The following is a 13,546-nucleotide window of genomic DNA, read 5'->3' on the forward strand; positions in this document are numbered from 1 at the left end:
TTTGTTTTATTATATCGTAGACGATGATGAAGTTTTCCGTTCGATGCTTTCGCAAATTATTGAAGATGGAGATCTTGGAGAAGTAATTGGTGAGGCGGATGACGGAGCTTTTATTGAAGCGGATCAACTAAATTTTAAAAAAGTAGATATTTTATTTATTGATTTGTTGATGCCGATGAGGGACGGAATTGAAACAGTTCGTCACATTGCGTCAACTTTCACGGGGAAAATCATTATGATTTCTCAAGTGGAATCGAAGCAGCTTATAGGTGAGGCATATACACTTGGTGTAGAATATTATATTACAAAACCATTAAACAAAATCGAAGTTGTATCTGTTGTACGCAAAGTGATAGAGCGTATTAGATTGGAGCGTTCTATACATGATATTCAAAAATCATTGAATAACGTGTTTCAGTGGGAAAAACCGCAATTGCGTACTGAACCAGTGCAAGAAGGAAAAAAGATAGGGGATTTAGGACGCTTTTTACTATCAGAACTCGGTATTGCGGGAGAGAATGGAAGTAAAGATTTACTTAGTATGCTGGAATATTTATATGGTCAAGAAAAGGCACAGACATTTGAGTTTGGCTTTCCTGCGTTAAAAGAAATTTTTCATCATATTACGATAAGGAAATTAGGGGATCTAGCTTTAGGTGCGGATATTGATAAAGAGAAAAAAGCGTCTGAACAAAGAGTACGTCGAGCTATTTATCAGTCGTTAAATCATTTGGCTTCTTTAGGACTAACAGACTTTTCAAATCCAAAATTTGAAAGCTATGCTCCAAAATTTTTCGATTTCACCGTAGTTAGAAAACGGATGACAGAAATGACGAAAGATGAACTCGCATCTTCTGGTCATACGCGAATTAATACGAAGAAGTTTATTCAAGTGTTGTATTTTGAGGCGAAGAGGTTGATGGAGATAGAGTGAAGAAGATGCTTATAAATAAGCATCTTTTTTTGTTAAATCAACATTTTATATTTTCTCGTGGAGCATGTAAAATGTTAAGTAAGAGAAAATGGTTTTATATTAAGGAAGTGTCAAAGCGATGAGTTTCACATTGAATAAATCGATTATTAAAGAAGTGTGCGGAGAGACCTCATATAAAAGAGGTGAAACCTATTATAAATCAAATAAAGTGATAATAGATCATTACGATGAAAATAAAGAAATTTGTGAGGCGACAGTAAAAGGGAACGAGGATTTCCATGTTACAGTAGCAAAAGCCAAAAAGGGTGATGTTGTTGCAAAATGTAGTTGTCCTTCATTAGCGTCTTTTCAAACGTACTGTCAACATGTTGCAGCAGTATTAATACAAATAAACTATAATCAACAAACAGGTGGAATGAGCTCCACTAGTAACAGAAATGATCAATTGACAAGTGGTATGTTTCAGCTGTTTGCAGACAAACCACTGAGGCCAAAAAGTAAACAACACCGTTTTGATACACGTGAAATATTAGATGTTGAGTTTATATGTACACCAGTAGCTACGAGAAGTGGTGGTGCTCTTCTTGGAATTCAATTGAAACTTGCCAAGTTGTATTTCATAAATCATATTAGAGAATTTCTTTCTAAGGTGGAGAAAAGAGAGTCTTTTCATTGTTCAAATGAATTTACATATACACCAGATGTACATAGTTTTAAACAAGAAACGGATGCAATTATTCAGCAGCTCATTAAAATGTATCATAACGAAAAAATGTATGAGGATGCGCTAGAAGTACATGCGAAACAAGATGAAAGTATGATATTTATACCACCAGCTTCATGGAAAGATATGCTCTCTTCACTTTCTAAAGTTGAATATGTACAGCTGAAACAAAATAAACAACTGTTTCAGGGATTACAAGTTTCAAAAGGTTTGTTGCCGTTACACTTTGAATTTACGAAGGGAAATAATGGCGGATTTACACTTCATATAGATGGTCTAAATCGTGTACAAGTTATGGATATGTATAACAATGCACTTTATGGTGGGAAATTATATCACTTACACATTGAAGATTGTATGCGACTTATTGAATTACAAAAGATGATGAGTCGCTCAAATAGTAATCAGTTTTATATTCCAGAAAGTAAGATGGAACATTTCGTCGCGAAAGTTGTACCAGGCTTAATGAAGCTCGGAACGGTACACATTGATGAAGTAATATCGGATCGTGTTGAAACACCTTCGCTAAAAGCGAAATTGTATTTAGACCGCGTGAAAAATCGCTTATTAGCAGGTCTTGAATTTCACTATGGGAACGTCATGATTAATCCGCTAGAAGAGGATGGACAGCCGTCTGTTTTTAATCGTGATGAGAAAAAAGAAAAAGAGATTTTAGACATTATGAGTGAAAGTGCCTTTGCAAAAACAGAAGGCGGTTACTTTATGCATAATGAAGAAGCTGAGTATAACTTTTTATATCACGTCGTGCCAACATTAAAAGGTTTAGTTGATATTTATGCGACGACAGCAATCAAATTGCGAATTAGTAAAGGGGATGCAGTTCCTCTTATTAGAGTGAGAAGAAAAGAAAGAATTGATTGGTTGTCATTTCGTTTTGATATAAAAGGAATACCAGAAGCAGAAATTAAAGGTGTATTAGCGGCCCTTGAAGAGAAACGTAAATATTATCGATTGGCGAACGGTTCGTTTTTGTCGCTAGAGAGTAAAGAGTTTAATGAAATTAATCAGTTTATAAAAGAATCAGGTATTCGGAAAGAATTTTTACATGGAGAAGAGGTAAATGTTCCGCTTATTCGGAGTGTAAAATGGATGAACGGACTTCACGAAGGCAATGTTTTAAGTTTGGATGATTCAGTTCAAGAGTTAGTAGAAAACATTCAAAACCCGAAAAAATTAAAGTTTGCTGTGCCAAATACTTTAAATGCAGAAATGAGAAAGTATCAAGTATATGGGTTCGAATGGATGAAAACACTTGCTCATTACCGTTTTGGCGGTATTTTAGCAGATGATATGGGACTTGGAAAAACGTTGCAAAGCATTGCTTTTATAGATTCTGTTTTGACTGAGATTCGAGAAAAGAAACTGCCAATATTAGTCGTTTCACCATCATCTCTTGTTTATAATTGGTTTAGTGAATTGAAAAAATTCGCCCCGCATATTAGAGCAGTTATTGCAGATGGAAACCAAGCAGAGCGCCGGAAAATTTTGAAAGATATAACGGAATTTGATGTCGTAATCACGTCATATCCATTACTGAGAAGAGATATAAGATTATATGCAAGACCATTTCATACACTATTTCTTGATGAAGCACAGGCGTTTAAAAACCCTACAACGCAAACGGCAAGAGCTGTGAAAACAATTCAAGCTGAATACCGTTTCGGACTAACTGGTACACCTGTAGAAAATTCATTAGAAGAGCTATGGTCTATCTTCCATGTCGTCTTCCCGGAATTATTACCAGGAAGAAAAGAGTTCGGTGATTTAAGGCGTGAAGATATAGCGAAGCGAGTGAAACCATTCGTATTAAGACGATTAAAAGGGGACGTATTAAATGAGTTGCCAGAGAAAATAGAGCACTTACAATCATCGGAGTTATTACCCGATCAAAAGAGTCTCTATGCTGCTTATTTAGCGAAGTTAAGGGAAGAAACGTTAAAGCATTTAGACAAAGACACGTTACGTAAAAATAAAATTAGAATTTTAGCTGGTTTAACGAGATTGCGACAAATTTGTTGTCATCCCGCTTTATTTGTTGATGATTACAAAGGAAGTTCAGCTAAATTTGAACAACTGTTAGAGATTTTAGAGGAATGTAGAAGTACAGGGAAGAGAATATTAATTTTTTCTCAATTTACGAAGATGCTTTCCATTATTGGTCGGGAGTTAAATCGACAAGCAATTCCATACTTTTATTTAGACGGGAGTACACCAGCGCAGGATCGTGTAGAGCTGTGCGATCGGTTTAACGAAGGAGAAGGAGATCTATTTCTCATTTCTTTAAAAGCTGGTGGTACCGGACTTAATTTAACTGGTGCAGATACAGTAATATTATATGATTTATGGTGGAATCCAGCTGTTGAACAACAAGCGGCCGATAGGGCGTATCGAATGGGACAAAAAAATACAGTGCAAGTTATAAAGCTAGTAGCTCAGGGAACAATTGAGGAGAAAATGCATGAACTGCAAGAAAGTAAGAAAAATTTAATCGCTGAAGTGATTGAGCCGGGAGAAGAGAAATTGTCCTCAATCACAGAGGAAGAAATTCGAGATATTTTAATGATTTAATATAAAAAAGCTATGCCTTCAAATTTATGAGGGCATAGCTTTTTTGTTGTAATAATTATATTTTGTTTTGTACAAAGTAAAGAAATCAAATGTTATTTAAATTACTTCTTTGTACCTTTACTTTTGTATGGTTTGGCAGCTGCCTTTTTCTTTGCACTTGATTGCCAACGGTTCCATCCTTTACTTCCTGTACCTTGTCCTACACCTTTTTTCGGTTTTGCTTTCGTTTTACTCATATGATCACTCCGTTATATAAAAATCTTATTTGATAATAGTCAATGATTTAGAAAATACTCTTTATAAATGACTATGATTGCTTTAAGTAAAAATAAACTGCTTGAATGCTATAGTATATCATGAAATTGCAAGTAAACTGAAAGGAATTATAAAGAAAATGAAAATAATAAGAAATACTGCGGATTCTATATTCCGAACGATCACATTAATTGTTGTGTATACGTTAGTTTCGGTCAGTGAAACATTTTTTGGATTGACGAGGCAGAAAAAGTAAAGATGTTAAATTAACAACAATCAATAAAGCCGTAAAATAAAGAATTGAAAAATATTTTAAAACTTTTTGTTGACTTTCTTTATTTTTTGTATAGAATAATCATTAATAAAATGTTTCAGAGATGTGACAACAAAACGACTATGAAAGGACGAGTAGTAGTAGGACGTAGTTTAAGCGAGTCAGGGGTGGTGTGAGCCTGATACGAAGCCTATTATGAAGAACCTCCTGGAGTTGCTAACCGAAATCCTTTATAGGAAAGTAGACTTAGCCGGGAACTTCGCCGTTACAAGAAGAACAGTATCGAGATATTTCATCTCCGTATTGTATAAGTGAGCAACCTCTGTTGCTAATTTGGGTGGTACCGCGGAACCAAAGCCTTTCGTCCCAGTTTTTTGGGAAAGAAGGGCTTTTTTTGTTGGCTTCTTTTCACAACATCCAAACATTTTAGGAGGAAACCACCATGTATCAATCATTAATGACAGTAAGAGAGACTCAAATCGCAATTAAGGAAGTTAAAACATTTTTCGAGGACCAATTAGCAAGACGCCTTGAACTATTCCGCGTATCTGCACCATTATTCGTAACGAAAAAATCAGGATTAAACGATCACCTAAACGGTGTAGAACGCCCAATTGAATTTGATATGTTACATTCAGGAGAAGAATTAGAAATTGTTCATTCACTAGCGAAATGGAAACGATTTGCATTACATGAATACGGATATGAAGCTGGTGAAGGTTTATATACAAACATGAACGCGATTCGTCGTGATGAAGAACTTGATGCAACGCATTCCATTTATGTTGACCAATGGGATTGGGAAAAAATCGTTCAAAAAGAATGGCGTACTGTTGAATACTTACAAAAAACAGTACAAACAATTTATGGAATATTCAAAGATTTAGAAGATCATTTATTTGAAAAATATCCGTTCCTTGGAAAGTATTTACCAGAAGAGATTGTTTTCATTACTTCCCAAGAACTAGAAGATAAATATCCAGAATTAACACCGAAAGATCGTGAACATGCAATTGCAAAAGAACACGGTGCAGTCTTCATTATCGGAATTGGTGATGCACTTCGTTCAGGTGAAAAGCATGACGGACGCGCAGCTGATTATGACGATTGGAAATTAAACGGTGACATTTTATTCTGGCACCCAGTACTACAATCTTCATTTGAGTTATCATCAATGGGAATTCGTGTTGATAGTAAATCGCTTGATGAGCAGTTAACGAAAACTGGTGAAGACTTCAAACGTGAGTATGATTTCCATAAAGGTATATTAGAAGACGTACTACCATTAACAATCGGCGGTGGCATTGGACAATCAAGAATGTGCATGTACTTCTTACGTAAAGCACATATCGGTGAAGTTCAATCTTCTGTATGGCCTGACGATTTACGTGCAGCTTGTAAAAAAGAAAACATTCATCTGTTTTAATAGAAGTGAGGGAATAGCTTAAATATAGAGCTATTCCCTCTTTTTTAAATTGTGTAAACGAATGGTTTACAGAGAGTTTTACTAATGGTTTCTTTCATTTATATCTCTTTTTATGTAATAATTTGTTAAAGGAGGGGACGTTATCGTTATGAGCATAGGAGAGCAGCTAAAAAACTACGAGAATCAAAGGGGTTTTCGCAAGAGGATGTTGCTAAAAAGATTGGTGTGACGAGGCAAGCAGTGTACAAATGGGAAAATGATAAAAGTTATCCTGATATTGATAATCTAATTTTACTAAGCGAAATGTACAATGTTACGCTTGATGATTTAATAAAAGGGAAACAGAACATTAAAGAAAAAATACATATTGATGAAGAAGATAAGGATTTTGAAAAAGAGAATGAGTTTGGTTTTTATATTGGGTTTGGATTGTTAATTATGAGTGCATTCATTGATTATGAAGGAATACAGGTGTTTGTATTAGGAGTTGCACTATTTATGATGGTTTTTTATTCGGATGTGAAGAAAGTTATTTTGAATGAATATAGATCGTTTTTTCAAGGGAAAGAGCGAAAAGATATATGTGATAAAAAGTGAGAAGAGTTAGTTATATTTCCTAGGAAAGGGTATAACGAATGTTTTAATTGTTTTATAATGATTTTAGGATATTGGTAATATGTTAAAAAGCTATTTGGGTAGAGACTTGAAATCTATATGTAAAATGATAATAAAGTTATTTAATTTTAAAAGCTCAAACAAGCATAACCCCGTTCTAAATTTAGGACGGGGTTAAAAATATAATCATAAAGTCGCTTAAGAGTCTAAGTTTTATTCAATGATAGTGCCTTTTTATAAAACGTCACTTGCTTATTTATTACCGAGTTCTTCCGCCAAACCGATTAAAATTCCTTCGACTCCACGAATGTAGCAGAGACGATACGAGTTCTCGTACTGGACTACTTCGCCAACGAGCTCTGCACCATGCTTAGTGAGTCTGGATACCATTTCGTCAATATCTTCAACGGTGAACATGACGCGTAGATATCCGAGGGCGTTTACAGGAGCTTTTCGGTGATCTGCTATAGTAGGAGGAGTGAGAAATCGCGAAAGTTCAATTCGGTTGTGGCCATCTGGAGTGACCATCATAGCGATCTCTACGCACTGAGAACCGAGTCCAGTTACGCGACCAGCCCATTCACCTTCGACATTGGCTCGACCTTCGAGATTCAAGCCAATCTCCTCAAAGAAAGAGATTGCGTTATCAAGAGATTCTACAACGATGCTGACATTGTCCATTCGTAATAATTTGTTTTTTGCCATAGTCTTATCTCCTTATGTATAAAAGTTCATTATTTAATCATCCTCATAATTATACTACTAAGTAGTTACAAATTCCTTTCAGTCAAAAACACCTTGTCACAGTATAGGAAAAATTGACAAGGTGTTTTTTTATATGTCATATAGCATCTTGTTAACGAACAGCTTTTATTTAATAGGAAGGAAGTAGATTAATATGATTTTTTTATAAGTGTTACTGAGCATATCAAATTAGCTCATTTGCACGAAAGGCTCAATTTTCGCCATAAATGATTGATGCAGTGCCTCAACACCTGTTACTAAATGAAGGCGGTCAATAACGACAGACACTTTAATTTCTGATGTACTTACCATTTTAATATGAATATCTTCTTCTTTTAAAGTAGTAAACATATTTGCAGCGACACCAGGGTTAGATACCATGCCAGATCCTACGATTGATATTTTTGCTAAATGATTTTCATATTCTACTGCTTCATAGTGAAGTGCCTCTTGATTTTGTTCCAATACTTCTAATGTTTCTCTTAAATCATTAGAATGGATGGAGAAGGAGAGATGAACAGTTCCTTCATTTGTAATACTTTGAATGATGATATCTACATTAATATGTGCCGCTGCTAATGTAGAGAAAACAGTTGAAAGTGAACCTTGTTCTAATCCTTTCACTGTGATGCGTGTAATATTATCTTCAAATGCAATACCTTTAACGATTGATTGTTGTTCCATGTTACATTCTCCTTTTACAATTGTTCCGTTTTCTTGTTCCATACTTGAGCGAACTTCTAAAATGACATTATGATTTTTAGCAAACTCAACAGCACGCGGGTGTAATACACCAGCACCGAGGTTTGCAAGTTCTAACATTTCGTCATAAGAAATTTCATCTAATTTATAAGCATCTTTTACAACTCGTGGATCCGTCGTATATACGCCGGTCACATCTGTGTAAATATCACATTTTTTTGCGTTTAGTGCAGCAGCTAATGCGACAGCAGTTGTATCAGAACCGCCTCGTCCAAGCGTTGTAATTTCAAAATCTTCACTGACTCCTTGGAAACCAGCTACAATAACAATCGTGCCTTTAGTAAGATAAGACTGAATTCGATCTGTATTAATTTCAGTAATCCGTGCACTACTATGTACAGATTCTGTCGTAATACCAGCTTGCCATCCTGTTAATGAAATCGCGTTATACCCTTTTGCTTGTAGTGCCATCGTTAATAATGAAATAGTTACTTGCTCTCCTGTCGATAGAAGCATATCCATTTCGCGTTTACTTGGATTTTCTGTAATTGCGTTAGCGAGTGCGACAAGTTCATCCGTGCTTTTTCCCATTGCTGAAACGACAGAGACAACGCTATGACCTCGTTCATATTCTTCAATAATTAAATTTGCTACATGTTGAATGCGCTCGACGCTTCCGACAGAAGTGCCACCAAATTTTTGAACAATTGTTTCCATTGCAAATTCCTTCTTTCGTCTATTTTTAAGAATAGATTAGGAAATATATAGATCCCAATACTCCTGTAGTTACCAGAAAGACAAACAAAAAACACCATCTCAAATAAGTGAGGATGGTGCTGTTACAGGAAAAGGGAAACAGAAAACGGAGCTAATAAAAAAACCGCCAAAAAAGGAATATCATAAAAAATGATATTTCTTTTTTGTAGATAGCTCTTCATACATACACGTCTGTACATATGACAGTTCTGTTTCTATTCGAAAACAGCCCCAATTGATAAATGCAGAGAAATTTATCAATTTCGGCAATACTTCCTTTCATCTAAGTTCATAGACATCTCTGTGTCTCCATTAGAATACTCATAAGTATTGCAACCTCTATCTCACGTTTTAGGCGAGAGTGTTTGATTTATGAAGTTGTTGGTAACATTTGTTTTATAATAATTTAAATTTTTCGGGGAATCAAGTGTTTTATATATATTTTAAAAATTCTTTCTTTTTATGAGGAAGTTTGTGAAAAATGTAGCAAAATAAATTCATTGCATGTACATTAAACTTATAGTGCATAGGAGGTGGGAGAATGAAAAGGAAACAGCCTATTTATGTTGCGACAAAAATGAACACGACGATGGGAAAATTATGGGAATATACGCAAGAACCAGATATACATACAGAGTGGGATGCTCGCTTTACTGAAATTTCGTATTTAGAGAAAAAAGAAGGAGAACCACAGAAGTTTTTGTATAAAACAAAGATTGGATTTGGGCTTGAAATAGCTGGAGAAGGGGAATCAATAGGTGAAATAAGAAAAGAAACTGGTGAAAGAATTTCTTCTTTAAAATTTTGGACGGATAATACATTATCTCTTATTCAAATAGGACGTGGTTATTGGAAGTATACGCCGAATAAAGAATACATCCATTTTGAGACACGATATGATTATGATACAAGATTTGGTCGTATAGGAAATGTGATAGATTCCTATATTTTTCGTCCGTTATTAGGTTGGGCGACTGCTTGGAGTTTTGATGCCTTAAAATTATGGTTAGAAAAGGGGCTTCATCCTAGGTTACTAATTAGAAGAACAATGACGTATTGGCTCGTATGTTTTTTGTTTGCTTTTGTATGGATATATCAAGGGATAGTGCCAAAACTACTGTTTACTCATTCAGAAGAAGTAAAGATGCTTTCTGTATTAATCGGTTCAAATGAAAATAGTGTATATATACTTAAAATAATTGGGGTGTTAGAAATAATTTTCGGTGTCGTATGGCTGTTGCCACTAACAAAACGAAAATTATTTATACTGCATATTATTGTGTTATTGGTTTTAACGATAGCGGCAGGATTTACGAATATTGCAAGCTTTACAGGTCCGTTTAATCCGATTACATTAAATATTCTTCTAATGGGGTTATCAATTGTCGGTTATATAAATAGTTTCGATTTACCAAGCGCGAAAAATTGCAAGAGGACGAGAAAGGGATAAGTGTATGGCTAATATGTATGAACGATTATTAGGGGATATCTATAAAAATCTTCATCCTGAATTGCAGAAGCGTTATGCGATTACAGAAGAAAATAGTTTTACAGGGGAAGGAAAGATGGATGAAATTTACGGTGGTTCTTTTTTCGTAAAATTCATATTAAAAATTGCATCGAGGTTTCGAATGTTTTTCTCAGAACGAGGAGAGGAAATTCCATTTACGATACAAAATACAGCTGAGCGAGATGAATATGGACAAGAATTAGTAAGGTGGAATCGTACTTTTTATTTTCATAATAAGAAAAGATATTTTAATGCAGTTATGCAATTGGATGAAAAAGAAAATGAAATTGTAGATTATTTTGGCGAACCACATTTACTCGTTTCTACACTGCATTTTCATATCGATGAGTTAGGTGCAATGCATATTTCTTCAAAGAAACAATGGTTTTATATGTTTGGAAGAAAAATTCCGTTACCAAAATTTTTGTATGGTGAGGCAAAAATTGTTGAAAGTTATGATGCAACACTACAGTGTTTTCGAATTCACGTACAAGTACGAAACCCGTTAATTGGCTCGCTTTTTTCATATAAGGGAACATTTGTGGAAAGGAAATAAACGATATGAAAAATATAATATTTGGGCTTGCTTGTTATGTTGTTTTTCTAATATATGAGTGGTCGAATATAAATCCTGTTGAAGCAATTATATTATTATCTGTTTTACTATTTATACCAATGTCACTTTGTATTATTGATAAAAGAAAAAGAGATGGATCGTATTTATTATTTTATAAATTCGTATCGTTTTTATATCCAATCGCAGCAATTTGTACAATGCTAGCTTTCGTCACAAATCACTATGTATTTGCGCTAGTTTGGTTTGTATATACAGGAATTGTTGCGTTATTTGGTGTAAGTAGATTGCTAGAAAGAGGATGGAAGCCGCTAGAAGAGAACGCCATAGATAGTGCGTATATTTATTTGTTTTTAGGTGGTTTTTGGTTTTTTGCTTCAGTAGCAAAACTTTCAATTATGCATTTTAGCTCTGACATTGTTTTACTCACAGCTGCACATTTTCATTATTCGGCGTTTCTATTGCCATTATCAGCTGGTTTAATAGGGAGAAAAAGAGAAAAGAGAAGTAAAGTATATGATGCTATTATGTTTATCATCATGATTTCACCTATGACAGTTGCAATAGGAATTACATACTCGAGAATATTTGAATTTTTTGCAGTGCTTCTATATTTATGTGCGATTTATGGATATGGATTTTACGTTTGGAGAGCAAAATTTAATGCTATCAGTGCAAAGATTCTTTTAATCGTTTCGTCTAGTACACTCATGGTTACAATTGTGTTCTCACTTATATACTCATACGGGAATTTGAAGCATGTAATGACGATTACAATTGCTCAAATGGTTTGGATTCACGGTGTTGTCAACGGAATTGGAGTAGCGTTACCGGCATTTGTCGGCTGGATGATCGAAAAGAGTGTTCCGAATTATAAATACTATGGGAAACCAATGAGTAAATTAAGAGGAAGTGTGGCAATTGGTGAGGCTTTTTTATATAGCGGCAATTTAGTAGGCAGTAAGGAATACAACGGTTTAGTTGATCAAATAACTGATTTTCATAGTGAGTCATTTGACGTGACGAAGGTACCTTTAAGTATTATTCGTTTTTATGAAAATACAACAGAGTATGAGTTGCAATCAAATATTAAATGGGCTCGTTGGTTCCGCCTATTTGCATTTTGTTATGAGAAAATGAGCAAGCATGTAGGACAAATACATTTAGGAATGGGCGACAAGTGGGAAACGATGCATGGCTCTATCATTGGTGTAATGGATGAGGAAGATGGAAGAGAGAATGTAAGGGCTTGGCTAAGGAAAAATGAAGCAGGTGAATCTATTTTTGTAGCTCTTTATTCAAAGCATACAGATAAGGATGAGACATATATGAATATCGCCTTGCCTTTACCTTATTCGAATATGACTGGTATTTTGAGGCTATGTAATGATAATCATGATTTAATTATTACTAGTAAGTTAAGAGAAAATGGCCAGGGAGATGAGGGGATTTATTTACATACTCGGTTCTTAACAATCCGTTTACCGTTAGCAGAGACTTTCATCATTACAGAGGGTAAGGATAAAATGTTAACAGCTCATCATAGCATGTGGCTATTTGGACTTGAATTTTTACATATTCATTATAAGATTGAAAAAATTGCACAGAAGTAAGAAAGGCTTGGATGGGTTTCCAAGCTTTTTTATGTATGGGTAATTGTCATAGAAATTTGTTTATTTAGCTCATTATCCCAAACACGTTGAATTTCAAAAGTGCCTGTTTCAAAAAATAATGGGAATCTTTCTTTAAACCAAGTTTGCATAGGTAGCTTTAGTGCTGTATCGATTGGTATCCATAAGAAAGAATAAGCCCTAAAGAAATTAGGACTTATTCTTCATCAAATACAAATGTTTGTTTCATTTTTTTACCTTCATTTACCGGATGGCCGTTATAAGAGAAATTCTTTTCTTCCCAAGTGATCACAACTTTAAAATTATGACTATTAAAGTCTAATGGGAATACCATGTAGTCAAAGCTTGTATGACTTTTAGAAATATTTTCATTAGGTGTAGTAGGTTTAAAGGTAGCCTTAGAGGTAGGATTGTTATCAAGTATTTCCACGGATACGTTTGATACATCATGACCGATGTTTTTTACGAGTAAACTATACGTATCAAATACACCTTGTTTCGGCTGGATTGCTTGCTTGTTTGAGTTATGAGATTTATCAATTTCGACATACCATTGTTTAGACTTTGATGCAATCGGTAGTGACTGAAATGTGTAAGCACTAGCTTGCATTGGTAGTGCTAAACATATAAGCGTAAAGAGAGTTAATATTTTTCGTTTCATTTTTTTAGAGCTCCCATTCTTTAATGGATTTACTTGTTATTATCTTCTTTTTACGAGTTAATATACCATATAATGTAAAGTGGTTATTGTGAGTAGTGAATCAATATCTTATTCACTACTCTTATAGCTAGCATAATTACGTATGAAGTAA

Annotated in this window: 10 protein-coding genes, 2 pseudogenes, 1 riboswitch and 1 other annotated feature; of the genes and pseudogenes, 7 read left to right on the top strand and 5 right to left on the bottom strand. The window is 34.6% G+C overall.

What is annotated here, in order from left to right; all coding sequences use genetic code 11:
* The first annotated feature begins 1 nt into the window (after position 1).
* Complete coding sequence (locus OXT04_RS02215) at positions 2 to 934, top strand: response regulator (RefSeq protein ID WP_098256549.1); 933 nt, start codon at positions 2 to 4, stop codon at positions 932 to 934.
* A gap of 118 nt (positions 935 to 1,052) precedes the next feature.
* Complete coding sequence (locus OXT04_RS02220; protein WP_097853446.1) at positions 1,053 to 4,247, top strand: DEAD/DEAH box helicase; 3,195 nt, start codon at positions 1,053 to 1,055, stop codon at positions 4,245 to 4,247.
* 101 nt (positions 4,248 to 4,348) lie between these two features.
* Here OXT04_RS02220 and OXT04_RS02225 read toward each other — a convergent pair whose 3' ends face one another.
* Positions 4,349 to 4,483: a DUF3934 domain-containing protein gene (locus OXT04_RS02225; RefSeq protein WP_000047588.1), complete on the bottom strand. Its 135-nt coding sequence runs from the start codon at positions 4,481 to 4,483 to the stop codon at positions 4,349 to 4,351.
* A gap of 406 nt (positions 4,484 to 4,889) precedes the next feature.
* Positions 4,890 to 5,148: a binding site (T-box leader), on the top strand.
* A gap of 70 nt (positions 5,149 to 5,218) precedes the next feature.
* Here OXT04_RS02225 and asnA point away from each other — a divergent pair.
* Both asnA and OXT04_RS02235 read left to right on the top strand, forming a co-directional pair.
* Positions 5,219 to 6,202, top strand: coding sequence for an aspartate--ammonia ligase (gene asnA / locus OXT04_RS02230; RefSeq protein WP_267412642.1), 984 nt, complete (start codon positions 5,219 to 5,221; stop codon positions 6,200 to 6,202).
* A 148-nt stretch (positions 6,203 to 6,350) separates the two neighbouring features.
* Positions 6,351 to 6,799, top strand: a pseudogene (locus OXT04_RS02235) (helix-turn-helix domain-containing protein).
* A gap of 270 nt (positions 6,800 to 7,069) precedes the next feature.
* Here the strand turns inward: OXT04_RS02235 and OXT04_RS02240 are convergent.
* Both OXT04_RS02240 and OXT04_RS02245 read right to left on the bottom strand, forming a co-directional pair.
* Positions 7,070 to 7,522, bottom strand: a complete 453-nt coding sequence (locus tag OXT04_RS02240; RefSeq protein WP_097912379.1) for a VOC family protein — start codon at positions 7,520 to 7,522, stop codon at positions 7,070 to 7,072.
* Between the two features lie 228 nt (positions 7,523 to 7,750).
* Entirely contained in the window at positions 7,751 to 8,980 is a 1,230-nt protein-coding gene (locus tag OXT04_RS02245; RefSeq protein WP_267412644.1) for an aspartate kinase, read from the bottom strand.
* Positions 8,981 to 9,182: 202 nt separating this feature from the next.
* Positions 9,183 to 9,369: riboswitch (Lysine riboswitch) on the bottom strand.
* Between the two features lie 191 nt (positions 9,370 to 9,560).
* On the opposite strand from OXT04_RS02245, the gene OXT04_RS02250 reads away from it, so the two are divergent.
* The 3 genes from OXT04_RS02250 to OXT04_RS02260 are packed head-to-tail and all read left to right on the top strand — an operon-like array spanning position 9,561 to position 12,716.
* On the top strand, positions 9,561 to 10,469 hold the full coding sequence (locus OXT04_RS02250; RefSeq protein ID WP_267412645.1) for a DoxX-like family protein: 909 nt from the start codon (positions 9,561 to 9,563) through the stop codon (positions 10,467 to 10,469).
* 4 nt (positions 10,470 to 10,473) lie between these two features.
* Positions 10,474 to 11,085, top strand: coding sequence for a DUF4166 domain-containing protein (locus OXT04_RS02255; protein ID WP_065228613.1), 612 nt, complete (start codon positions 10,474 to 10,476; stop codon positions 11,083 to 11,085).
* Positions 11,086 to 11,090: 5 nt separating this feature from the next.
* Positions 11,091 to 12,716: a YndJ family protein gene (locus OXT04_RS02260; RefSeq protein ID WP_097821591.1), complete on the top strand. Its 1,626-nt coding sequence runs from the start codon at positions 11,091 to 11,093 to the stop codon at positions 12,714 to 12,716.
* Between the two features lie 29 nt (positions 12,717 to 12,745).
* Here the strand turns inward: OXT04_RS02260 and OXT04_RS02265 are convergent.
* Positions 12,746 to 12,901: pseudogene (locus tag OXT04_RS02265) on the bottom strand (DNA mismatch repair protein MutT); the annotation flags it as partial.
* 29 nt (positions 12,902 to 12,930) lie between these two features.
* Complete coding sequence (locus tag OXT04_RS02270; RefSeq protein WP_000823335.1) at positions 12,931 to 13,395, bottom strand: hypothetical protein; 465 nt, start codon at positions 13,393 to 13,395, stop codon at positions 12,931 to 12,933.
* Positions 13,396 to 13,546: the final 151 nt, after the last annotated feature.

The organism is Bacillus sp. GC_Bacil_1, from assembly GCF_026540675.1.
GTDB lineage: Bacteria > Bacillota > Bacilli > Bacillales > Bacillaceae_G > Bacillus_A > Bacillus_A cereus.